Below are 24,131 nucleotides of genomic sequence, written 5' to 3' on the forward strand. Positions count from 1 at the left end.
TGCCCTCTGGCGTCTCCCACGAAGGCGCAGTTTCAATGTTTGCTCAGCAATATTTCTCGCGGATAGTCCGTGATGTAGTCGCATCCGTTTTCGGTGACGACGACGGAGTCTCCAATGCGGCCAGCAGTGACACCATCCACCGAAATGCCGCCATCCACGGCAAAGGTCATGCCGGCTTTGAGGACAGTATTGTCCCCTTCCTTCAGTTCAGGTGCTTCCAGATAAGCAACCCCTATCGATCTGCCTGTCCGATATCCTGTCTGGTATCCCCGTTCCCGGTAGACTTCATTGGCGGCTGCCGCAATCTCCCGGGCAAGTACGCCCGGCCGGATCGCGGCGATGGCCGCCTGCTGTGCCGCGATCGCCGCTTCCTGCACGTGACGCGCCTGATCGGTCACCTCGCCGATGTGAAACATCCGGTCGAAACCCAACTTGTATTGCTTGAACTGTGCCATGTTGCAGAAGCAGAAATAGACGGGGTCGAATTTCCGGTATGTCCTGACGCCGGCCCGGCGATGCACCATTGATGTTTCGGCACCGCTTTGCAGGATCTGGAGATTGTGGATCATCGGCGACACGAAGCGATCCCAGCCCTCGTCGGTCAGAAAACCGGCTGCCTTGCGGGAACCGGCCTCGATCACAGCGAGTGCCGATTCATACTCCCTTGCGCCTTCCCGCAATGACTCGTGTGCGGCAGTCATCATCGCGCCCGCAATCTGCCCGGCTTCCTTCATGACGCCGATTTCAAATGGGGTCTTGATCATGCGCAATTTGCCGAGCAGCGGAGAAATATCCTTGAGCGCCACACCTGGATAGGTGTCGTCCAGGTAATTGCGTACACTTGCCGGAATAGTGCTGCGCTCAATCCAGATCCGGGTCGGCTTGTCACCCAGGGCGCCGGCAAGAGCGCGGCCCCAGGTGCGCTGGCCAACGTCCTCCCAGACCCTGACATCCGTGACCCAGGTCATTTCCGCGACCATTTCGGATTCCATCAGCGGCGTGATGACCACCGGTTCGTCGTCGGCATCAACGACAAGCAGCGTCGGCCGTCCGAATTCAATACCCAGGTACCCCCAGAATCCCGCCAGATAGGCAATCGAGCTTTCATCCGTAAAGACGGCCTTTTGGACACCGTTGTCCTTCATGTGCCTTTGTAGCTGAGCGGTTCTCGTTTTTGCTTGTTCGAGCATCTGTCCTCCCTCCCGTTGAACAGGTGACAACGGGGATCTCCATTCCCCCATTCGATCGCGGTATCTTCTGCGAGGCCTCCTGGACCTGGTTTCATCCGCTTTCGTCAAAAATCGATCGTGAATGCGCAGATCAATTCAAAAAATCTTTGACATGCATACAGCATAGCGTCAAATCTAAAAATAGGATACCTTAATGTCCTTCAGAGACGCAAGATGTATACAGCTATGAATTTTGTGAAAGATGATCTGTTTGACGAAGGACGCCACACCCGCGGCAAGGTTGGCTTCGTGCTTCTGTCGAGTGAACAGACGATCGAAGGCGATATGTTCCGCCTGTTTCCCGCTGATGTCGGTCTGCATTTCGCCCGTGTTTCAAGCGCCGATGACATCACGGTTGCCTGCCTTTCGTCGCTGACCCGGGAACTCACGCGGTCCGCGTCCACTCTTTTGCCTGATGCAGGTCTGGACGTCGTCAGCTATGCGTGCACCTCGGGCAGTCTGGTCCTGGGAGAAGACAAGGTTGTTGATGCGCTCAGGACAGGAGCACCGAAGGCCCGGCCAACATCGCTTATCACTTCGGTCATCAGGGCGCTAAAGGCGCTGGAGGTTTCAAAGATCGCGGTTGCAACGCCGTATCTTGATGAAGTCAACGACCGGGAGAAGAACTATCTGCAGGACAGAGGATTTGAGGTGACCCGGATCTGCGGACTGAATTTGCGGTATGACAGCGAGATGGTGAGAGTCAGGCCCGAGCGGATCGCTGATTTTGCAAAAACCGTCGATACAACAGATGCGGAGGCAGTCTTCATCAGCTGTGGCGCGTTGCGTTCCCTCGATATTGTTGACGAACTGGAGCAAACACTGAAAAAACCCGTCATCTGTTCAAATCAGGCGATGGCCTGGGATATTCTGAGGCTACTTGGAATTCGAGACAGGGTGGCTGGCTATGGCACCTTGATGAGATCGTGTTAGGAAGAACACCTTCAGGCTCATGTTCTCAACTGAGAACGAAAAAAGAAAAATCCCAAATGGACGATCCCAACCTTAGCGGAACCGGTACAACTGAAATACGCAAGCCTTCCGTGGATCTCATTCAAGAGACGATCCTTCAACGGATCTGTTTCCTGGAGTACACGCCGGGAGATCAATTGAAAGAAGCTGTGCTGGCAAAGGAATTCGGGGTTAGCCGGACACCGGTGCGTGATGCGCTAAGCCGCATCAGCCATCTGGGGCTGGTGGAAACCCGGAATGGCGTGGGAACCGTGGTCGTGGAAATGTCCGCTCAACGGATCCGGCATCTTTATGAAACCAGGTTGGAACTTGCCTCTTTGATCGGCCAGCTTTCACCGACCGCAATTGATCAAGGACAACAATCCGAGGCGCGCGCGCTTCATCTTCAGGCCGTTGAGCTGCAAGATCGGTTTGACCCCCAGGAATTCGTGAAACTGAATCAACGCCTGCAGATCCTGATCAGTTCGCTGATCGGCAATATTGTTCTTCGGGACCTTTGGAACCAGACCTTTCTGCAGGCCGCCAGTCTTTGGCACCAGATGGCGGAAACCGCCGGCGAACAGGCAGCGCGAGCTCTTGTGAGTGAAACTTCCGATCTTGTCGTCGCGCTGGAAAAGGAAGACATCAGAGCGGTTGGCTACATACAGAGAATTCACATCGGTTACGGATATCAGCTGATCAAGGACAAATTGCTTGACCGCGCAAAGGCAAATCCTTGAACCCAATCGACATCCAGCCGCACATTACCGAACCTTGATCTCAGTCATTGCCGAATACACTCGATGGCGCTCGGTAACGTTTCTCCAGGTCAGTGATCCCCTTCAAATTTATGCACCGCATTCTTCCCGTCGCATTAAGGAAAAATCCGAAATCTGCTTGACGATCGACCTGAATCTTTCCTTACGTTAGGGAGATACGCGCATTTTCGCTCGGGCTCAAAAGACATATGACCATTAGCGTACCAATCTCGTTGGGTGACTTTTTCGATCGGGTTACTATCCTCGAAATCAAGAGTGAGCGGATTTCGGATCAGGAACAACTTGAGATCGTCAATGAAGCGCTTGCCGAATATCGAGCGATCATCTTCGTCTCCGTTCCAAGACACACAGAGATCACCGATCTTCTGGACGAACTCAAATGCACCAACAAAATGATTTGGGATGCTGAGAACAAAATCAGGAGTCTTGACCGGCAAGGCGACTACGGTGACGACTTCGTCGAGGTTGCCCGCTCCCTGTGCCAGGTCAAGGGTCGTCGGAACGATATCAAGTGTGAGATTGACAAGGCTCTTGGCTGCGAAGTCACCGAGGTCAAGAGCTATCGGTGTTCGTGAGGCACTGTTTTGCGTCTATTAGACAAACGCTATGTTTCATTTTGAATTTGCAGGTTGCTTCTCAGTGATCGTGTTGATCGACTGAACACAAGTTTGAACGATTTTCGCTCAACGCTGCCCTATTTTTGTTCAACCCTCGTATCGGCATGACCAATTCAGAGACGTGCCGACCTGCAGCTTCTTTTAACTGGCTGTTTTTATTATATAAAAAGTTCACGGAAAATTCTGGCATCTGGTTTGCTTTGATGAATGCGTGCAGCGCACCTAGGGATCCGGTCAATGAAGACAAAGGACCGAGAGGTGCAAACCGGACATCCAGCGGCCTTCCAGTCGACATAGTCCGGTGACACGGCGGGACAAAAACCCGGGAGACTACTGCACGAGGTTTCGCGCGCGCGAGCCTGCTCCCGGACGTGCGCAAGAAACTCAGGACTCAAGCCCGACAGGTTCCTCCCGGCGGGCCGAAGACAGGAGACGCGCACAGATGTTGAAATCACTCGCAAAAGTTTCGCTGCTAGCAGCCGCTCTTTCACTGCCCCTTTCGATCCCTTCAGTCCAGGCCGCAGAAAAGAAGGACTTCAAGGTCTGCTGGTCCATTTACGTCGGATGGATGCCCTGGGGCTATCTTCAGGATAGTGGCATCATGAAGAAGTGGGCAGACAAGTACGACATCGACGTCGAGATTGTTCAAATCAATGACTATGTTGAATCGATCAACCAGTACACAGCCGGAGAATATGACGGGTGTTCGATGACAAACATGGACGCCCTGTCCATCCCCGCTGGTGGAGGTGTGGATACGACCGCGCTAATCGTTGGCGACTATTCCAACGGGAATGACGGCATTCTCCTGAAGGACAAGACCGAACTTGCCGAGATCAAGGGCCAGACGGTCAATCTCGTCGAACTTTCCGTATCGCACTACCTTCTGGCTCGTGCGCTCGACACCGTCGGACTTTCCGAAAAGGATCTGACGGTCGTAAACACATCCGACGCGGACATGATTGCTGCCTACGCGACACCGGATGTAACTTCGGTCGTGACCTGGAACCCGCTTCTTTCCGAGATCGAGGCCCAGCCAAATGCGACCAAGGTGTTCGACAGTGCCGGGATCCCCGGCGAGATCATTGATGTCATGATGGTCAATACCGAAACGCTTGCAGACAACCCGGATTTTGGCAAGGCACTGGTAGGTGCCTGGTATGAACTTATGGCGGCCATGGCGACGGATTCAGAAGCCGGAATTGCCGCTCGTACCGCAATGGCTGAAGCATCTGGAACCGACCTTGCTGGTTACGATGCGCAGTTGGCGACGACAAAAATGTTCTACACCCCGGCTGATGCAGTCGAATTCTCCCGTGCTGAGGAACTGCCGGCAACCATGAAATTTGTCGCCGAATTCCTCTACGACAAAGGCATCCTTGGCGAAGGCGCACCGAGCCCAGAGTTTGTCGGGGTCTCCTTTGCGGATGGTTCGGTGTATGGCGACAAGGCCAATGTAAAGCTGCGCTTTGACCCGACTTACATGCAAATGGCCGCTGACGGCGCCCTCTAGGTCAACAGTCGCACTTGCCGGCCCGGCCGAACGTGGCCGGGTCCCGTTCATCGACGCCGTCAGGACAGTGAAATGCGCATTATTAACCGGAAGCCCTCAAGGGTGGCCGCACTGGCTCTTGGCTTGCTCCCCTTTGTGGCAACCATTGTTGCCTACATGGTTGCCAGCCACTACCGGCGGCTTGATAACCCGGCTGACAAGTTGCTCCCTTCGCTGGAAAGCATGGGGCAAGCGTTCTGGCGCATGGCCGCGGTTCCCGACCGGCGTTCCGGAGACCTGCTTCTCTGGGTCGACACGTTCGACAGTCTCTGGCGACTTGGAACAGGTATGGCGGTGTCCGCGTTTCTGGCACTGATGCTCGGCATTGCCATTGGTTTCATTCCGCATATCCGCAGCTCTCTGGCCCCGTATCTGGCAACTTTCTCCCTGATCCCGCCGATCACGATCCTTCCGATCCTGTTCATTACGTTCGGTCTTGGTGAAGTTGCAAAAATCGCATTGATCGTAATCGGAACGGCGCCAGTGATGATCCGGTCGACTGCACAAGCCGTCCTCGACATTCCTAGGGAAATGATCATCAAGGCGGAAACGCTCGGTGCATCCGTCTGGCAGATGATAACACGGCTTGTCTTGCCCCAGGTTCTGCCAAAGCTGATCACGGCCTTGCGCCTAGGGCTGGTGCCCGCCTGGATCTTCCTGATCTCAGCTGAGGCGATCGCGTCCACAACCGGACTTGGGTACCGGATCTTCCTTGTCAGGCGTTATCTCGCGATGGATGTAATTCTTCCGTATGTGGTCTGGATTACGTTGCTTGCCTTTCTGCTCGATCGATTGCTTTTGCTGCTCTCCCGACGCGCCTTCCGCTGGCATCATGTCGGAGGCGACGCGCTATGACCGAAAAGAACATTCAAAAACTCTCAGTTCAGGGTGTTGCCAAGTATTACGATGGCTTGCCGGTTCTGGAGCGGGTCAATCTGGACGTGGAAAAGGGTGCCTTTTGCACGATCGTAGGCGCGTCCGGCTGCGGGAAATCCACCTTCCTGAGAATGTTGCTTTCCCAGGAGCGTCCGACAAGGGGTGAGATCTTCCTGGATGGCATTGCGTTGCCGGAGGAACCGACGCCGGATCGTGGCATCGTGTTCCAGAAGTATTCCGTCTTCCCGCACCTGAGCGTTGCGGAAAACTTGATACTTGCCCGAGAACTGGAAGAAGCCCCGCTCACTGGAAAACTGTTCGGATCCTCAAGACGATCTGCGTTCTCTGACATCGGCGACTTGCTTGAGCAAATCGGTCTGAGCGGGGCTGCCAACAAATATCCTGCCCAGTTGTCCGGAGGAATGCAGCAACGACTTGCCATTGCTCAGTCCCTCGTCAAACGCCCGAGCATTTTGCTCCTCGATGAACCGTTCGGAGCTCTCGATCCCGGAATTCGGCTGGACATGCACGAGTTGCTGCTTGGGCTCTGGAAGGATCTGGACATGACCATATTCATGGTCACGCACGACATACATGAAGCCTTCAAACTGGGAACGCGGCTACTCGTGTTCGACAAGATCAGGCACGACCCTCAGGCCCCGGAAGCCTTCGGTGCGACGATAACCTACGACCTGCCGCTAAGCGCCCCTGAATTCGGCGCTGAAAACACAAGTCCCGAGGTTATCGCAGGCACCATTTCAAGGGAGAAACAGCTCCCTCTCAACTCTTCAAAATCAAACCTATCGTGAGGAACGTCCATGCACAAATTCGACCAATGCGGTCCTGCAACACGGTCCAGGGCTGCCGGTGCTTTCAATCGGCAACCGGCGAAAAAAAATCATCACCCCGATTTCGACAAGCTGCAGCTTCGCGGCTGGAAATCTGCCGAGAAGGAAGGCGCTCTGCCAACGGCTGCCTGGGAAAAGGAGAAGGCCTGGGCGCTGCGCATGGGGCTTACGGGATCCGACAGTCTTACCGACAAGTCGATCCCGACATTCGCACGTGGTGAACTCCCGCATTACGCGGGGATCAATACATTCCTGAAAGCGCCTTATATCGAGGATGTGACACAGGTCGGTGCCTATGACGCAGCTGTCATCGGCATCCCGTTCGATGGCGGCACAACCTATCGTCCCGGAACCCGTTTCGGGCCGCAGGGGGTGCGCAAGATCTCCGCGCTCTATACCCCGTACAACTACGAAATGGGCGTGGATCTGCGGGAACAGATGACGCTATGCGACGTCGGCGACATCTTTACCATCCCCGCCAATATCGAAAAGACGTTCGACCAGATCACCCGGGCGGTGTCCCACGTTGCCTCCTCAGGCGCCTTGCCGATCATGATCGGCGGCGACCATTCCATCGGCTTTCCGTGTGTTCGCGGTATCGCGGAGTGCACGTCAAAGCGCATCGGCATCGTGCATTTCGACAGGCATATAGACATCCAGGAAAAAGACCTGGACGAGCGCATGCACACCACCCCGTGGTTTCACGCAACGGATCTCGTCAATGTTCCTGCCGTCAATCTGGTCCAGATCGGCATTGGCGGATGGCAGGTGCCACGCGAGGGCGTTGAGGTCGCGCGCGAGCGCAATACCAACATCTTCACGATGCGCGATGTGGAAGAACTTGGCCTGGCCGAGACTGCGGCGCGGGCCCTCGAACTGGCGTGGAAAGATGCTGACGCCGTCTATATCTCCTTCGACATTGACAGCGTGGATTGCGGTTTCGTGCCCGGAACCGGTTGGCCGGAGCCGGGCGGTTTCCTGCCACGCGAGGCGCTTGAACTTGTGTCCCTGGTTGCCAAGGAAGGGATCTGCGGCCTCGAAGTCGTTGAGGTGTCGCCGCCTTATGATTGTTCCGATATCACGGCGCTGCTGGCAACACGTGTGATCGTCGACGTGCTTGGAACGCTCGTTTCTCACGGCAAGATGGGATCCCACAAGTCGATCATAGACAAACCGGTTTCCATCCCGGCTGGTCCGGAGGTGGCGTGACGACCATGAAACATCATCATCACCACGACCACCATCACCACCATGATCATGACCACCCCCATCCGCATGATCACAACCATTCAAGCCCCGATCATCTGCATTCGCACGTTCATGGAGCATCGACAGCGGAAAAAGCGGATGAATTGCAGGCGCTTGCAACGAGCTTCATCGATGGGTTCAGGGCAGCTGAAGACAAGACCAGCTATCTCAGGCTTGCCGGAGTACCGTTCCACCGGCCCGGCTCCGACACTCTGATCCAGCATCTCGTCGACACCAGGGTCGTGTCGAACTGGCAGATCGGAACAGCATCGCCCGCATTTGCCTCCAGGGAACTCGTCTATATGCCCTTCCCTGGCGCCATGGTGTCGGAGCGTGAAACGATGACGTTCACCTATGTTTCCCTCACAGAGCGACGCGATATTGACCTGATTGACATTTTGACTGAACGCCTCAAACACGGAGAAATAGCAAAATGAACCGTATTATCCTTGCTTGTCTGCTGACGACAGTTTCAGCACCGGTCATGGCGCACCCCGGAGACCATCACGATGTCTCTGGCTGGTCGGGAACTCTTCAACACTTTGTAGAATCGCCGTTTCACGCGGCCTTGCTGGCAGGGTCGCTTGCCGTGGGTTTTGGTCTTTTCAAGGTGGTCAGGAACCTGAAGAGACACAAGGCAAGATAAACAATTGTGCACTTCCGGGCGGTTACCCTTTGCTACCGCCCGGCCTGCCCTGATCTTTGCTCCGATTGAGATTTCGGAGCGACCAAATTCGGTACACATTCTCGCCGTCTCGTCGTGGCTGTGAATCTGGAAATCATCTGAAACTTGTGACTTTGTTTTCCGTTTTCGCAAAACCCACTGGAATTTTGCGCATTCCATTTGCCGGTGCGTGGATAGACTGTCATCGTTATCAGATAGTTATGCCGTCGATCCTGTAAATCGAACGAAAACGGGTATGGTCATGGCTCTGAAACAGTTGGTCCGCAATGGTATGTCGGCTTTCAGCCTCGTGGTCGCCGTCAGCTGTTTCGGCGCGGCGCTCACTCCGTCGCTGATGCCGCGCGATCCAAATGTTCAGGCGGCGCTCGCCGCGGTGGCCGCCAGCCTTGGTTATGAGGCAGGTTTGCTTGTACGTAGCTTGTGGCGGTATCTGGAAATTCCTGATTTCAAAGGCAAGGTGCGCAGGGTCTGGTGGGTCCTGTCGCTCGCGGCAAGTACCGGCATTCTGGTCTATTCGCTTGCCAAAGCCGCATCCTGGCAAAATGCTACGCGTGCAGCGGTGGAACTGCCTCCTCTGGATACAGCTGCGCCGATTTATTTATTTGCTGTCGGCGGTCTCATCTTTCTTGGCCTGTGGTTCTTGTTCCGCATTGCAGGCGGGCTCCGCAGACTTGTCGCCTGGCAACTGGATCGTGTCTTGCCTAGAAAAGTCGGTGTCGTTCTCTCCGTTGCGCTCGTCGGCTGGTTCTTCTGGGCACTGATCGACGGTGCACTGGTCCGGTCCTTGTTCCGGGCAGCAGATGCCTCGTTTGAAGCTGCCGATATCCTGATAGAGCCAGATATCGCGCAACCGCAGGATCCGATGAAAACCGGCAGCGCCGCCTCGCTGGTCAAATGGGACGAAATGGGCCGCTGGGGTCGGCACTTCGTTGCCTCAGCGCCAACAATCAAGGAAATATCCGAATTCCAATCCGGCACCGTCATGGAGCCTGTACGCGTTTACGTCGGCAGACGCTCGTCGGAAACTGCGAAGAAACGGGCCGAACTGGCGCTTGAGGAACTGATCCGCGTTGGCGGCTTTGAAAGATCTGTCCTGATCGTGATGGTGCCCGTCGGAACAGGGTGGATGGATCCGGGAGCACACGACACCCTCGACTTCATGCTGGCAGGTGATGTGGCAACCGTTTCGGTCCAATACTCTTACCTGACCAGCGTTCTTTCGCTTCTGGCACATCCGGACTATGGCGTTGCCCAATCCAGGGAGTTGTTCGAAACAATCTACGATCACTGGACCGAACTTCCAAAAAACAACAGACCGGCCTTTTATGTACATGGCCTGAGCCAGGGTGCTTTCAATTCCCAGGCGACGCTACCCTTGTTCGACATGCTCGGCGATCCGATACAAGGAGCGATGTGGGCCGGCTCCCCTTTCTTTTCCCTGTATTGGTCTGAAGTGCGTGACAACCGAAATGCCGGCAGCCCGGCCTGGAGGCCGACTTTCGGCAACGGGTCCCTGGTTCGCGTCATGGACCAGTACGGTGGCTTGCAGGGCGACTTTACGCCCTGGGGACCCTTGCGCGCGGTCTTTCTCAACTACGGCAGCGATCCGATAGTCAATTTCACCTTCGACAGCTCCGTGCGGCCACCGGCCTGGCTCAATCAGCCAAGAGCGCCTGACGTTTCAGAAAAACTGTCCTGGTTTCCGGTCGTCACAATGCTTCAATTGGCTCTCGATTCCATGTTCGCGCTCGATGTTCCTCGGTATGGGCACTACTATGTTGCACCAGACTATATCGATGCCTGGGCTGCCGTTGTCGAACCGGACGGGTGGTCGAAAGGACGTGCCGACCAGCTCAAGGAAATCTTCTCAAGGCGCGGACCGGCGTTCTGAGTTCATTTTTTTTCCAGGAGTCTGGACAGTTCCTGCTTGAAAACCTCCTTGGCCGGATCCGCAGCTTCCAGAAGTTCCTCGATCTTGAAAAAATCCATTGTCTTGAATTTGCCGATGGGTGGTTCGATCAGCAGGTCCGGTCTTGAGCATTCCAGCTTGGCGGCAACGAGCGAGTGAAGCGTGATGGAGAATGATCCGATCCAGGTGTCCATTCCGCTCGGAAGTCCGCTCTTGCGGGAATAGTCGCTGCCGGTGACATCGATACCGACTGTCAGGAGCTTGCTGTCATCGAAAACGTCGAATGGTGTCGGATTGACGAAACCGCCGTCAATCAGCACGAGGCCGTCGATCTCGACCGGCGTCAGAAGCATCGGCAACGCCGATGAGGCCGCTATGGCCGGCAGCAAGGGGCCTTCCTCGAGGACAACCTGGGACTGCCGGTAAAAGTCAGTCGCGATGATCTTCATTGGAATGCGAAGCCCGGAAAAATCCGCGGCCAACTCTGCTGGAAACACCGTTTCAAACAGCACGATCGGGTCGATGATCGCGGGTCGCACCACGTTGAAAAGAGATGACCATGTCCGACCATCCTTCAAAAACAGTTTCCGGAATAATTGCGTTTTCCTGGTGAACAAATCGACGGCGTATTTTCGAATTTCCTTGCCGCTCATCCCGCTTGCATAGAGCCCGCCAAGTATGGATCCCATGGAGGTTCCGGAAATTTCCGTTGGCGTAACGCCGAGCTCATCCATAGCTTCCAGGATCGGAATGTGCGCAAATGCCTTTGCTGCACCTCCTCCGAGCGCGAGTGCAAATCCGTCGGTCGGCATTTCGTCGCTTTCTTTCACCGGAGTTTCCGTCGAAGCTTGAACGGGTTTCAATGTCTTTATCGTTGTTCCGCCGGCAGCCAGAGCTCCGAGCATCAGTTCACGTCGCTGAATCATTGTCAGGTTTCCCATCGCATGAAAGCCAACATTCACATCAGGTATCGTGGCAATCAAGACAATTGAAGCGGTACCAATGCCCTTCGCGCGACACCAGTTGGATTGGGTGTTTGACGTATTAATCGCCTGAGACGAACAACTCTACTGACTGTTTGAGTATCCATCACACGTTCAACACAGTCTCAAGAAGTCCTCGACGCCATTCTCAAGGTTTCAATCGCGAGAATTCTGATTTAAGCGAATCAAAAAATGTCGGCGAGACATCACATCTAGTTTTCCTAACGTCAACGTGTGCCGACCGTGTGTCGAAGTGAGCAGAGCGGATCAGCGGTTCCCTTAGTGTTCAAGCCGCACCCCGATCGGGGTGTTTGAACACTGTTAATGTGGAGAGCGACATGTCAAAGATTACCTCGCTGCTTGGTGCAAGCGTGATAGGCATCTTGGTTGCGGGCTCAGCGAACGCCGCAACAATTGATATTACTTTCAATAATTCCAACGGCTTTGGTTTCCTGGTGACGCCTGTTTATACAGGTATTCACTCAGGTGGCTTTGATGCATTTGATGAAGGTGCCTCGGCTAGCGCCGGCATTGAACAAATCGCGGAAGTTCCGGTTCCGCCAAACCCACCCAACCTTATTGCGCCTGAGCGTCTTGCCGTCGAACCCAATTCACAAGGCGGGTTTGTCTTCGGTCCCGGAGGACCGATCCTGGATGGCGAATCCGGTACATTGACCATTGATGTCGTCGATCCGACAGTGAACCGCTACGCGACATTCCTGTCGATGTTTGTACCGTCAAACGACACCTTTCTGGGCAATGACGATCCGCTTGCCTACGCGATATTTGATGCAGCGGGCAACGTGATCGAACAGACGATTGAAATCACGGGAAGATCCATCTGGGATGCCGGAACAGAGGTGAACCAGTTGTTCGGGGCTGCCTTTCCGGGCCAGGACATTCAACTCGGCGACACGGAAGGTGGCACCATTACGCGCCTGATAGACATCGATGATGGGTCAGGTGGGAATGGATTTAGCGCGCTTGAAGCCCTGTTTGGTGTAACCGGTGCCGGATCGATTACGGCGGATACTGTCCTCTTCACAATCGATATTGAGGCCGCACCGACAGCTGTACCGCTTCCTGCGGGTGCCGGATTGCTGCTTGCCGGCCTCGGCGTACTTGGTTTTGCAGGGCGCAGCCGCGCCAGGAAAGCCTAGACAAAACACTTCATCTGGGCGTGTTCACTCGCCCAGATGATACCCAAAGGGTTGCCGATATTGCCGAATGCACTCGTGGCATCTTCGATGCCGGGCCCTGGACAAGATCTGCAACGCAATCCGAAAGATCGTCAAAACCGTTTTTTTTGATGGATGGGATTGAAGTTGAAGCATTCAGGCATGAACCTCCAATTTTTAAAAATGTACTTGTACGGCGTTTCATTTTTCGCCTTCGACCCAAACTCATTCTGACCCGACGTTTCCAAACAGCGGTGTACCGTATTCCGGGATGGAGATCCTTGCCTCGGCGGTGATCCAGTGTCTAGGCTTGGGCAACGTCATGTCACCGACGCACGTTGCAAGTTTCATCCCGGGATACAGGAAGAAAACCGTGAAGATTGAAGCCGTTGAAACACTGCGACTGGGCGCTCATCCCAATCTTCTCTGGGTGCGCATACACACAGAGGATGGCTGCACCGGTCTGGGTGAAACGTATTTTGGTGCCGGGCCGAGCGAAGCGGATGTTCACGAACGCATCGCACCCATAATTTTGGGACAGGATGCCAGCCAGATTGAATTCCTGAACATGAAGATGCAGCCATATGTCGGCTTCACGGGAAGCGGCGCGGAAGTGCGGGCGCTCGCAGCGATTGACGTGGCGCTTTGGGACATTGCTGCAAAATCGGCTGGCAAACCGTTATGCGATCTTCTGGGGGGAAGAACCCGGACCGGAATTCAGGTCTACAACACTTGTGCTGGAGCGGACTACGTCTCCAAGACCTCGGCGGTGAGACCCGATAATTTCGGGACTGACGGCACGAAACAGGACAACGGTCTTTATGACGATCTCAATGGGTTTTTAAACCATCCCGAAGACCTTGCCGCGTCCCTGTTGGACATGAACATCTCCTCCATGAAGATCTGGCCGTTCGATCTGGCAGACGGCGCCGTTGATGGCGTCGATATTTCCCTGCCGGATTTGAAAAGGGGTGTCGAACCGTTTGAAAGGATCCGCAAGGCACACGGTGACAAAATCCGCTTGAAGGCGGAGTTGCATGGATTGTGGAGCCTAAATGCCGCAATAAAAATCGCGAACGTACTTGAACCACTCGACATGGACTGGATCGAAGATCCGGTCTGGATGGACCGTCCCCACGAAGTGGGCAATCTGGCGAGCGTGACATCGGCCCCGCTGGCAGGCGGAGAGACGCTCGCAAGCCTCGGACAATTCAAGTCTCTGATCGACGAAGGCAACATTTCGACACCCATCGTGGATGTCGTCTGGGCGGGAGGCGTCACGGCTGCACGAAAAATAGCTGCTCTTGCCGAAGCGAGTTCACGCCCGATCGCCTTTCATGACTGTTCCGGTCCCGTCACCCTCGCCGTTTCGACACATCTCGCACTCAGCCTTCGAAATGTCAGGGAACAGGAGATAGCGCGGGGCTTCTACTACAACTGGTATCAGGATTTTGTCGATCATCTGCCGCCAATTGAAAACGGGATGATATCAATTCCTGGCGGCCCCGGTCTGGGAATGGACCTGCAGCCGGATATCTTCAGGCGCGCCGACGCGATCCACAGGACAACCAGAGTGGAATGAAGCAGACTTGACCAAAGGGAAAACAATGGAACGTCCAGCAATTCCCTGAATCGAGACCGATCGTCAGATCTCTTAGGTCCGGACCGGGACGTATCCCGGTCCGGTGGTATTGCATATTACTCCGGCAGCTTGTCGTCGACACCCTGGATGTACCAGTTCATGCCGAGGATCGCGCCATCATCGAGTGTGACGCCGTCTTCAGCAGCTACCGAACCGTCCTGCTTGGTGATCGGACCGGTGAAGGGTTCCCAGCCGCCCTTTATCTTGGCTTCAGTCGCCTTTGCCATCTCAACGACATCCGGCGGAAGGTTCGTGTAGGGCGCCATCACGACGTGACCTTCTGCCAGACCGTCCCAAGCGCTGCCTGCATGCCATTTGTCATCCAGAACTTCCTGCACACGCTCTATGTAATACGGGGCCCAATCATCAATAATTGCGGTGTATTGTGCATCCTTGGCGAAATTAATCATGTCGGATGCCTGACCGAAGCCATGGACTCCTCGTTCCTGAGCCACCTGAAGCGGCGCTGTGGAATCGGTGTGCTGCGTGATGATATCGGCGCCCTGATCGATGAGTGCCTTGGCAGCATCAGCTTCCTTGCCCGGATCGAACCAGGTGTTGACCCAAACAACCTTGACCTTGAAATCAGGATTGACCGACTGCGCGCCGAGCAGGAATGCATTGATACCAGCGACAACTTCCGGGATCGGGAATGATGCTATGTAGCCGGCAGTTCCTGTCTTGGATTGTTTGGCAGCGATCTGACCGATGATGTACCGGCCTTCGTGAAATTTCGAGTTGTATGTGGCAACGTTGTCCGCGGTCTTGTAGCCGGTTGCGTGCTCGAACTTCACATCCGGGAACTTCTTCGCGACCTTGATCGTCGGATTCATGTAACCGAAGGAAGTGGTGAAGATGACGTTGCAGCCTTCTCGGGCGAAACGCTCGATAGCGCGCTCGGCATCCGGACCTTCCGGAACGCTTTCAAGATAGGCGGTTTCAACCTTGTCACCGAACTTTTCTTCGACTGCCAATCGGCCCTGGTCGTGCTGGTAAGTCCAGCCGAAGTCACCCACGGGACCAACGTACACAAAACAGGCTTTGACATCAGCAGCGTTTGCAGCCGAACCGGCAGCAGCGAATGCCACGGCTGCGACAGTGGCTTTCAAAAGAGATTTCATGTGTTCATTCCCCTTTTCTTTGATCTCTTTTTGCGATCTCTTCTTCAGCCCGCCCCCTGATCGCTAACGGGTTCGGACAGGACCTCATGCTGAATGGATTACCGGTCGGGTACGAACGGTTTTCCGAGACAGGCCGGGGTATTTACCAGTGTCAGTCTGCGGTTTGCGGAGATAAGGACAAGTACTCCAATAGTCGCAAGATACGGCAGGCTCGACAGAAGCTGGGACGGTATATCAAATTCGAGCGCCTGAGCGTGAAGGTTCAGGACACTGACGGCACCAAAGAGATAGGCCCCGACAACGACTCGCAGTGGCAGCCACGAGGAGAAAACCACGAGCGCCAGGGCGATCCATCCGCGGCCAGCTGTCATGTTTTCCACCCACTGCGGCGTATAGGCCAGCGAAAGATAGGCTCCGGCAAGTCCTGCGCAGGCACCACCGAACAAAATTGCCATGAAGCGGATTTTCAGCACCGAATATCCAAGAGCGTGTGCGGAACCATGGTTGTCGCCGACTGCCCGCAACACAAGTCCAAGACGGGTGCGGAACAGGCAATAGGCGACTGCAGCCACGAGGGCAAAGCTCAGGTAGACCAGCGCATCCTGCTGGAAGAATACCGGTCCGATGAAAGGAATTTCGGAAAGCACGGGAATATAAAGCTGTGGCAGGTCGAGGCCGGGGACGCCGATGAACGCTTCCCCGATCATTCCCGAAAGCCCAATTCCAAGGATAGTCAGTGCAAGTCCTGTCGCAACCTGGTTGGCGACAAGAAATAGCACCAGGAATGCAAACAGCGCAGACATTGCCATGCCGGCGACAACCGCCGCAACAACACCCAGAGATCCCGAGCCGGTCTGGTTGGCGACTGCGAATCCGATCACTGCGCCCATGATCATCATACCTTCAACGCCCAGGTTCAGGACACCGGAGCGCTCCACAACAAGTTCCCCGACGGCTGCGATGAGCAGAGGCGTTGCCGCGGTGATGACTGTCAGCAAAACAGCTTCAAACATGAGATGCCTCCCCGGTTGGAACGCGCCGGGATACCATGCGGATCCGATAGAGAATAAGCGTATCGCATGCCAGCACGAAAAACAGAAGCAGACCCTGAATGACGCTGGCGATTTCATTGGAAACGCCCATCGCCGACTGAACACCTTCTCCACCAATATAGGACAGTGCCAGGACAAACCCGGCAATGATGATGCCGATCGGATTGAGGCGCCCCAGAAACGCAACGATGATTGCCGTGAAACCGTAGCCTGGCGATATCGACGGCAACAGCTGGTTCAAGGCGCCTGAGACTTCCATGGTTCCAGCCAGTCCGGCCAGTGCACCTGCGATTGCGAAAGAGAACAGGGTCAGTCTCTTGGCGGAAAATCCTGCGAAACTGCCGGCGCGCGGGCTTTCTCCCATCACCCTGATTTCAAATCCCTTCAAGGTTTTGGCGAGAACGATTGCCAGCACGATTGCAATGACGATCGTGATCGGTGCCGACAAGCTCATGGCTCCCCCGAACACTTCGGGTAGCGTCGCTGCGTCGGAGAAAATTCTGGATTCCGGGAAGTTGTATCCGTCCGGGTCTCGCCACGGCCCTCGGACAAGGTAATCCAGAAGGAGCCCAGCCACATAGACAAGCATGAGACTCGTCAGGATCTCGTTGGTATTGAACCGGGTCTTCAACAGGGCTGGTATCAGGGCCCATAACGCGCCGCCGATCGCGCCGAAAAGCAGCATGAGAGGTAGCGTGATGACATTTTCAAAAGATGGAAACAGGATCGGCAGCGCCGAGCCGAACAAAGCACCGACAACGAACTGGCCTTCCGCGCCGATGTTCCAGTTGTTCGACAGGTAACAAACCGCCAGGCCACAACCAATCAGGATCAATGGTGTCGCCTTGTCTATGGTAGCTTCGAGCGACCATTGTTGTGTCAGCGGCTCGATAAAGAATTTATATAATCCTATCAGAGGATTATGACCAGTTATTGAGAAAAGGATTGCAGCTGAAAGTGCCGTGAGAGCAACAGCTATCAATGGCGACAGCAGTGCCATCGTCCGGCTGTGTTCTTTTCTTTTGACAAGCTCGATACGCATCAGGCCACCTCTCCTTGCGTCTCGGCGCCACCCGCCATCAGCAGTCCGACGCGTTCCCGCGTCATGTCCGTTGCGGGTTCGGCCTCCGACAGGAAGCCCCGCGAGATCACGGCAATCCGATCGGCAATTTCGAAAATCTCATCGAGATCCTGACTGATGACGAGTACGGCTGAACCGGATCGAGCGAGATCGATCAGCGCCTGACGAATAAGGGCGGCCGCCCCGGCATCAACACCCCATGTCGGTTGATTGACAACGAGGATGCCCGGGTTGCGATCGAGTTCCCTGCCGACCACGAATTTTTGCAGATTGCCGCCCGATAGCGATCTTGCCTCCGGATCGTCATGGGACATGCGAACATCGAATGCCTGCTTGATCCGCTTTTCCAATACGCTCGCCTCGACGTTGGAAACAAAACCGGCCCCAACCAGTTTGTCGCCGGTTCCATGACGTGTCAGAACGATGTTCTGGGACAGTTTCATGCCCGGAACCGCACCGTGCCCGAGCCGTTCTTCCGGGACGAAGGCAGCGTTCTGTTTGCGTCGCCAGTTGATATTCTTGTTGCCGCACGCTGTTCCGTCGAGATGGATCATGCTGGCGGCAGCGGGCATTTCACCTGAAATAGCGTCGAACAATTCACCTTGCCCATTTCCTGCTACTCCGGCGATTGCGACCACTTCGCCGGCCCTAAGCTCCAGCGAGATGTTGTTGAGTGCGGTCGCAAAAGGAGTTGCCGCCTTGGCACTCAATCCTTGAAGGGCGAGCCTGGTTTCGCCAATTTCGGGAGCCTGCTCGCCTGCGCTTACTGCTGCTACGTCTGCACCCACCATCATGCTGGCCAAAGAAGCAGGTGTTTCGAGTGTCGGATCACATTCACGCACCACCTGTCCATGGCGCAGGATCGTGGCGTGGTGACAGATCCGCTTCACCTCTTCCAGACGGTGGCTGATATAGAGCACCGCGCAGCCTTCCTTGGCGAGCCGTTGAAGGGTCAGGAAAAGCTGGTCGGCCTCCTGCGGGGTCAACACGGATGTCGGTTCATCCATGATGATCAGCCGGGGTTCCTGCAGCAAACAGCGCACAATCTCGATCCGCTGGCGTATGCCGACTGGCAGATCGGCAACGATATCCTCCGGATCGAGCGGCAGGCCATAGTCACGGGAAACAGTTTCAATGCGCTTTGCGAGATCCTGCATGTTGCCCGGGTTTGGCAGTGCAAGCGCAATGTTTTCAACGACATTGAGGGCTTCGAACAGCGAGAAGTGCTGGAATACCATGCCGATGCCGAGTTCCCGGGCAGCCGCGGGGTTCCCGATGGTGACCCTTCGATCACCCCACAATATTTCGCCATCATCGGGTTCGAGCGAGCCGTAGAACATCTTTACAAGCGTCGACTTGCCTGCACCGTTCTCGCCGAGCAGTGCATGGATTTCTCCCTTGTTGATGATCAGGTCGACACGGTCGTTTGCAAGTATGTCGCCGAACCGCTTCGTCAGCCCTCGTGCGTCCAGCAATGTGTCCTTTTCGGATCTGTCCTGCTGCACCGGGTGTTCGTCTACCTCTGGAAGGGTTGTTTCTGCCACGCTATCCCCCAAGCGAATGCCGCCTTATTGACCAAGTGTTATTTTTTGTGCAAGCCCCTGACCAATGAAGGCCTGGTGTTGCAACGTTTCGTCCCGTTCCAAAAGATCGACAACAATTCCGGCTGCGATAGCCGCCGGATGCTTTGACTTTATCGCCGTATTCCCAACCGGACAGACCATTTTCGACACAAGCGCTTCGTCCAGACCTCTGGCTTTCATTCGTCGCTGAAACCGTGCTCTCTTCGTCTTCGAACCGATGACACCGCAATACGCGAACCTTTGCCGTAGCAAGGCGCGTGCCATGATATCCTCGTCAAGCGCATGTGAGTGGGTCATGGCGAGGATGAAGGTATTTTCGGGCGCCGTGTCGACAAGGGTGGACGGGTTCTCAACGCACACCTTGCTCACGTTGGCAGGTACCCGCCCTGGAAATTGGCCTGCACGACTGTCGATCCAGGTTATTGCAAACGGGAGTGGCGCCATGGCAAGTACCAACGCCTTGCCGACATGACCGGCTCCGAAAAGATACAATGGACGCCTCGTCTCACCGAATCTTTCCGTGACCACGGAAGTACCGGCTTCGGAAAGATCATCAAACGCTATCGCGCTTTCAGGTGGTTGTTCCAGGACACGCCGCTGTCCAAGACGACCGTCCCGTAAATTCGCGATCGTGCCGAATGCACTTCCCGCTTCCTCGCGCGCGGCAAGGGTCTCGGCAAATGTCAGTGTTTCGGATGTCAGGACTTCGATAGTCAGCTTTGCTCGTCCGCCGCAACATTGCCCAAGATCGGGTCCCAGTGAAACCGACTGGTGTAAAAATGCGGGCTTTGCTTCACGGGCGGCAGTTGCCGCCTTGCGGATCGCCTCGAATTCGAGAGTGCCGCCTCCGATGGTGCCGTAGAATGAAGTGTCCGGCCGCACCACCATCCTTGTTCCTTCTTCGCGGGGCGTCGAACCCTCAACACGCGCAACAGTGACAAGGGCACAGGAACCGCCGTTTTTCAAACAGTCGACGATGTGCCCCCAAACCATCATGAGGGAACCTTTCTCCGGCGCATGTCCTGCACTGCCTTCATGATCGCTTCGGGTGTCGCGGGCGCGTTCAGGTTCGGAACTTCTCCCGGGATCAGGCTGGCGACCGCATCAGTGATAGCGCAGAAGACAGAGTTCGCCAGCATGACCGGTGGTTCCCCCACAGCCTTCGACCGGTAGACCGTATCCTCGGGATTGCCGGTGCTTTCGTAGAGTTGAACGTTGAAATCGGCCGGTAGGTCTGATGCCGTCGGTATCTTGTATGTCGACGGTGCATGCGTTCGAAGCCGGCCTTCTTCGTCCCAGACGAGTTCCTCGGTCGTCAGCCAGCCCATGCCCTGGACGAAACCACCCTCGATCTGACCGATGTCGATGGCGGGATTGAGCGAGTGTCCGACGTCATGGAGTATGTCGACGCGGTCGACCGTCATTTCACCGGTCATGGTGTCGATCGTCACTTCCGAACAGGCACCACCGAATGCAAAGTAGTAGAACGGCCGTCCGGAGACACTGTCCCTGTCCCAGGTAATGCCAGGTGTTGCGTAAAAACCGGCATGCGACATCTGGATGCGGCCTACATGGGCCTGTTTCGCTATCTCGGAGAGTGGAAAGCTCTTGTCACCAATGAGGACCTTGTTGTCGCCGAAATGAATTGCTTCCTCACCGCACTGATGTTGTTCGCACAGGAAGGTTACAAGGCGCGTCTTGATCTCCTTTGCTGCAATCTTGGCCGCCATTGCGTTGAGATCAGTTCCGGAGGACGCGGCCGTTGGTCCGGTATTTGGCACTTTGGATGTATTGGTTGCGGTGATGATGACCTTGTCCATCGTCACACCGAATTCCTCGGCGACCACCTGAGCGACTTTCTGGTAAAGCCCCTGCCCCATCTCCGTGCCGCCATGGTTCAGATGGACCGAGCCATCCGTATAAAGATGCACGAGTGCACCGGCCTGGTTCAGATGTTTCAGTGTGAACGAAATGCCGAACTTGACCGGTGTCAGCGCGATGCCTTTTTTCAGAACTGCATTGGCAGCGTTGAACGCGGTTACCTCTTCCCGGCGCACCCAGTAGTCGCTTCCGACTTCCAGTCTTGAAATGAGGTCATGCATGACTTCGTATTCTTCGACCGGCATGCCATAGGGTGTCACGTTGCGCTCGCCGTCGTAGAAATTCAGTTTCCGGATTTCCAGAGGGTCCTTGCCCAGGTGAATGGCAATCGCATCGATCATCCGCTCAGCGGCGAGCATTCCCTGGGGGCCGCCAAAACCGCGGAAAGCGGTGTTGGAGCAGGTGTCTGTCCGCAATCTGCGGGACCGGATCAGCGTGTCGGGATAGAAGTAGCTGGAATCGGCATGGAACATGGTGCGGTCGTTTACACCGAGCGAGAGATCCGCGGAGTAACCGCATCGGGCCAAAAATTCCAAATCCGTAGCGCGGATCCTGCCGGAAGCGTCATGACCGACCTGCCAGTTGACTTTGAAATCGTGACGCTTGCCGGTCATGATCATGTCATCATCCCGGTCAAGGCGCATCTTGCAGGTTCGGCCGGTTTTGCGTGCTGCCAGTGCAGCGAGGGCAGCCCATTGGTTTGCCTGAGACTCCTTGCCGCCAAATCCGCCACCCATACGGCGGATCTCGGCCGTGATGGCTGCATCCGGTACGCCGAGTACCTTTGCCACCGTATGCTGGATTTCCGTCGGATGCTGGGTGGATGAATGGACAAACATCCCGCCATCTTCCTGAGGGATTGCCATGGCAACCTGACCCTCGAGATAGAAATGCTCCTGGCCGCCGATAAACATGGATCCCGACAGAACATTTTCAGATGCCTGCAACCCTGTTTCCGGCGAACCCCGGCGGAACTGATAGTCAGGCAGCACAGTGGTGTCGGCGTGGTCAGCGTCTTCCGGTGTGAGGATAGGCGTTATCGGTGCGACTTTGATTTTCGCCTTGAGGGCGGCCTTGCGTGCAATCTCCCGACTTTCGGCAACGACCGCAAAAACGACCTGTCCAAAAAAGAAGATTTCCTCCTCGGCAAGGACCGGGTCGTCGCCAAATGCGGAAGAACAATCGTTGGTGCCCGGGACATCACCGGACGTGAGTACAGCAACGACGCCCGGTGTTGCCCGAACCGCGTTCAATTCAACCGACAGCAGCCTGCCCCTGACCGCGTGTCTGGCCCATCCCGGCACGACATGAAGCGTGCCGACCGGCTCGACGATATCATCGATATAGGTCGCGGTACCCGACACATGCTTGATGGCACTGTCATGCGGCAGAGGCTTGCGAATGTGTTTTAGCGGCGCGGTCACATGTTCCCTGTCAAGCGGCGCGGTCATTGTCGGCCTCCCGCCTTGCAAGGACACGTATATCTTCCGGTGCGGTCCCGCTGATTTCCATGAGCGATTTTGCAAGCAGGGCCCGCGCCGTTTCCATCCTGTAGTCGGAACTGGCACGCATATCCGTCAGTGGATCAAAATCTGACAAGAGTGCCTGCATGGCCGTCCCCCAGCTTGAGGGATCGTCCAGGGTCGCTCCCGCCAGGGATTTCTCCGCACCGGCAGCGCGCATCGGTGTTCCGGCCATGCCGCCATAGGCAATGCGCGACGCAACAATAACGCCGTCCTCGATCGTGAACCGGAACGCTCCCATGACAGAGGAGATATCCTGATCAAATCGCTTGGATATCTTGTAACAGCGGAAAGCCTGGTTGCTTGAAAGACGCGGAACGAACAGACCGGTGACAAATTCCCCTTGTTTCCTGTCCTGTCTGCCGTATTCCAGATAAAAATCTTCCAGCGGCAATGCTCGCGAGCCTTCCGAGGATTGCAATTCAAGCGTTGCTCCCAGTGCAATCAGTGCCGGCGGCGTATCTCCGATTGGTGACCCGTTGGCAATGTTTCCACCGACCGTGCCTGAAGCACGAACCTGTTTGGAACCAATTCGTTTCCAGAGTTCACCAAGATCAACTGAAATCTGGGTAACGGCATTTTCTGTCGCGGCATAGGTCGCAGTCGCACCAATCAGAACGCCAGATGCGCTTTCTTCCACGCGGTCGAGGCCTTCAATCCGGCCAAGCCAGATCATTTTCGGCAGTTCACGCAGATGCTTGGTAATCCAAAGACCTACATCGGTCCCCCCGGCAATGAGCGTCGCGTCCTTGTGCTGGCCATAAAGAGCCGCCAGCCCGTCGAGCGTTGAAGGCGCGGAAAAGAAGCCCGTGTCATCACCGATGAAAATATCGCGGCTGTCCGCAAGGAACTGCAATCTTTCCTTTGTTTCGTTCGCGCGCCACGAAAAAGCATCGTCGGTTGCCCGAAAACACGCCTCGAGCGCGGCATCCACGATCGGACGATACCCGGTACAGCGACAAAGATTGCCAGCAAGCCATTCCGTAACCGTCTTTCGGGATTTCTCCACATCTGCGGCATGATAGAGCGTGAATAGCGTCATGATGAAGCCTGGCGTGCAAAATCCACATTGCGAGCCATGAAGTTCGACCATAGCGGTCTGAACAGGATGCAGTCGGTCGTCCTGGGCAAGATCTTCAACGGTCACGAGTTCTGCGCCGTCAATCATGCCGAGAAGCAGAATGCAGCTGTTGACCGGTTGATAGACGAGTTTTCCGTTGATCATTCGGCCAATGGCAACAGTGCATGCGCCACAGTCTCCCTCACCGCACCCTTCCTTCGTTCCGGTCTCGCGTCTGGTGAGCCGCAGGTAATCAAGCAACGTCTCGGTTGGCCCTACATTCTGGAGTTCGATGATTTCGCCGGCTTTCAGAAAGCGGATGGTATCGCGCAT

General features: G+C 55.6%; 21 protein-coding genes. 12 read left to right on the forward strand and 9 right to left on the reverse strand.

The genetic code is table 11. The annotated features are described in order from the left end of the window. Window positions 1-32 precede the first annotated feature (32 nt). On the reverse strand, window positions 33-1,190 hold the full coding sequence (locus LA5095_RS26570) for a M24 family metallopeptidase (protein ID WP_055120615.1): 1,158 nt from the start codon (window positions 1,188-1,190) through the stop codon (window positions 33-35). 225 nt (window positions 1,191-1,415) lie between these two features. On the opposite strand from LA5095_RS26570, the gene LA5095_RS26575 reads away from it, so the two are divergent. The 10 genes from LA5095_RS26575 (at window position 1,416) to LA5095_RS26620 (ending at window position 10,676) form a co-directional block, all read left to right on the forward strand. Continuing rightward, window positions 1,416-2,162, forward strand: a complete 747-nt coding sequence (locus LA5095_RS26575; RefSeq protein WP_235808886.1) for a maleate cis-trans isomerase family protein — start codon at window positions 1,416-1,418, stop codon at window positions 2,160-2,162. Window positions 2,163-2,218: 56 nt separating this feature from the next. Continuing rightward, window positions 2,219-2,920, forward strand: a complete 702-nt coding sequence (locus tag LA5095_RS26580) for a GntR family transcriptional regulator (RefSeq protein WP_055120617.1) — start codon at window positions 2,219-2,221, stop codon at window positions 2,918-2,920. Between the two features lie 227 nt (window positions 2,921-3,147). After that, window positions 3,148-3,534 (forward strand): DUF6165 family protein, encoded by a 387-nt coding sequence (locus LA5095_RS26585; RefSeq protein ID WP_055404454.1) that lies wholly within the window; start codon window positions 3,148-3,150, stop codon window positions 3,532-3,534. Window positions 3,535-4,018: 484 nt separating this feature from the next. Continuing rightward, window positions 4,019-5,089, forward strand: a complete 1,071-nt coding sequence (locus LA5095_RS26590; protein WP_055120619.1) for a putative urea ABC transporter substrate-binding protein — start codon at window positions 4,019-4,021, stop codon at window positions 5,087-5,089. A 72-nt stretch (window positions 5,090-5,161) separates the two neighbouring features. Continuing rightward, a complete protein-coding gene (locus LA5095_RS26595) occupies window positions 5,162-5,983 on the forward strand; it encodes an ABC transporter permease (protein WP_029065452.1) in 822 nt (273 codons plus the stop codon). Beyond that, a complete protein-coding gene (locus LA5095_RS26600) occupies window positions 5,980-6,813 on the forward strand; it encodes an ABC transporter ATP-binding protein (RefSeq protein WP_055120620.1) in 834 nt (277 codons plus the stop codon). The genes LA5095_RS26595 and LA5095_RS26600 overlap by 4 nt, the downstream gene beginning before the upstream one ends. A gap of 9 nt (window positions 6,814-6,822) precedes the next feature. Further along, window positions 6,823-8,061 (forward strand): agmatinase family protein, encoded by a 1,239-nt coding sequence (locus LA5095_RS26605; protein WP_055120621.1) that lies wholly within the window; start codon window positions 6,823-6,825, stop codon window positions 8,059-8,061. A 5-nt stretch (window positions 8,062-8,066) separates the two neighbouring features. Beyond that, a complete protein-coding gene (locus tag LA5095_RS26610) occupies window positions 8,067-8,537 on the forward strand; it encodes a hypothetical protein (RefSeq protein WP_055120623.1) in 471 nt (156 codons plus the stop codon). Further along, on the forward strand, window positions 8,534-8,746 hold the full coding sequence (locus LA5095_RS26615) for a hypothetical protein (protein WP_055120625.1): 213 nt from the start codon (window positions 8,534-8,536) through the stop codon (window positions 8,744-8,746). Before LA5095_RS26610 ends, LA5095_RS26615 begins: the two co-directional genes overlap by 4 nt. A 280-nt stretch (window positions 8,747-9,026) precedes the next feature. Continuing rightward, complete coding sequence (locus LA5095_RS26620) at window positions 9,027-10,676, forward strand: alpha/beta hydrolase (RefSeq protein ID WP_082442935.1); 1,650 nt, start codon at window positions 9,027-9,029, stop codon at window positions 10,674-10,676. 2 nt (window positions 10,677-10,678) lie between these two features. Here LA5095_RS26620 and LA5095_RS26625 read toward each other — a convergent pair whose 3' ends face one another. Beyond that, complete coding sequence (locus LA5095_RS26625) at window positions 10,679-11,620, reverse strand: patatin-like phospholipase family protein (protein ID WP_055120820.1); 942 nt, start codon at window positions 11,618-11,620, stop codon at window positions 10,679-10,681. A 395-nt stretch (window positions 11,621-12,015) separates the two neighbouring features. Between LA5095_RS26625 and LA5095_RS26630 the strand changes: the two genes are divergently transcribed. Both LA5095_RS26630 and LA5095_RS26635 read left to right on the forward strand, forming a co-directional pair. Then, window positions 12,016-12,837, forward strand: coding sequence for a spondin domain-containing protein (locus LA5095_RS26630; protein WP_055120628.1), 822 nt, complete (start codon window positions 12,016-12,018; stop codon window positions 12,835-12,837). Between the two features lie 340 nt (window positions 12,838-13,177). Further along, a complete protein-coding gene (locus LA5095_RS26635; protein WP_199485852.1) occupies window positions 13,178-14,437 on the forward strand; it encodes a mandelate racemase/muconate lactonizing enzyme family protein in 1,260 nt (419 codons plus the stop codon). Between the two features lie 116 nt (window positions 14,438-14,553). Here the strand turns inward: LA5095_RS26635 and LA5095_RS26640 are convergent, their stop codons facing one another. From LA5095_RS26640 to xdhA, 7 genes are all read right to left on the reverse strand, one after another. Beyond that, window positions 14,554-15,618 carry a BMP family ABC transporter substrate-binding protein gene (locus LA5095_RS26640; RefSeq protein ID WP_055120629.1) on the reverse strand — a complete coding sequence of 355 codons (1,065 nt, stop codon included), beginning with the start codon at window positions 15,616-15,618 and terminating at the stop codon, window positions 14,554-14,556. 98 nt (window positions 15,619-15,716) lie between these two features. Further along, the gene (locus LA5095_RS26645) at window positions 15,717-16,631 is read right to left on the reverse strand and encodes an ABC transporter permease (protein ID WP_055120630.1); all 915 of its coding nucleotides are present in this window, start codon (window positions 16,629-16,631) and stop codon (window positions 15,717-15,719) included. Beyond that, window positions 16,624-17,712, reverse strand: coding sequence for an ABC transporter permease (locus LA5095_RS26650; RefSeq protein ID WP_055120634.1), 1,089 nt, complete (start codon window positions 17,710-17,712; stop codon window positions 16,624-16,626). Before LA5095_RS26650 ends, LA5095_RS26645 begins: the two co-directional genes overlap by 8 nt. Continuing rightward, window positions 17,712-19,256, reverse strand: coding sequence for an ABC transporter ATP-binding protein (locus LA5095_RS26655; RefSeq protein WP_055120824.1), 1,545 nt, complete (start codon window positions 19,254-19,256; stop codon window positions 17,712-17,714). The genes LA5095_RS26650 and LA5095_RS26655 overlap by 1 nt, the downstream gene beginning before the upstream one ends. Before the next feature lie 63 nt (window positions 19,257-19,319). Then, window positions 19,320-20,330: a xanthine dehydrogenase accessory protein XdhC gene (gene xdhC, locus LA5095_RS26660; protein WP_055120636.1), complete on the reverse strand. Its 1,011-nt coding sequence runs from the start codon at window positions 20,328-20,330 to the stop codon at window positions 19,320-19,322. Beyond that, entirely contained in the window at window positions 20,327-22,666 is a 2,340-nt protein-coding gene (gene xdhB / locus LA5095_RS26665; RefSeq protein WP_055120637.1) for a xanthine dehydrogenase molybdopterin binding subunit, read from the reverse strand. The genes xdhC and xdhB overlap by 4 nt, the downstream gene beginning before the upstream one ends. Then, window positions 22,650-24,131 carry a xanthine dehydrogenase small subunit gene (gene xdhA, locus LA5095_RS26670; protein WP_055120826.1) on the reverse strand — a complete coding sequence of 494 codons (1,482 nt, stop codon included), beginning with the start codon at window positions 24,129-24,131 and terminating at the stop codon, window positions 22,650-22,652. The genes xdhB and xdhA overlap by 17 nt, the downstream gene beginning before the upstream one ends.

Origin of the sequence: Roseibium album, from assembly GCF_001404515.1 — a bacterium.
Classification (GTDB): domain Bacteria; phylum Pseudomonadota; class Alphaproteobacteria; order Rhizobiales; family Stappiaceae; genus Roseibium; species Roseibium album.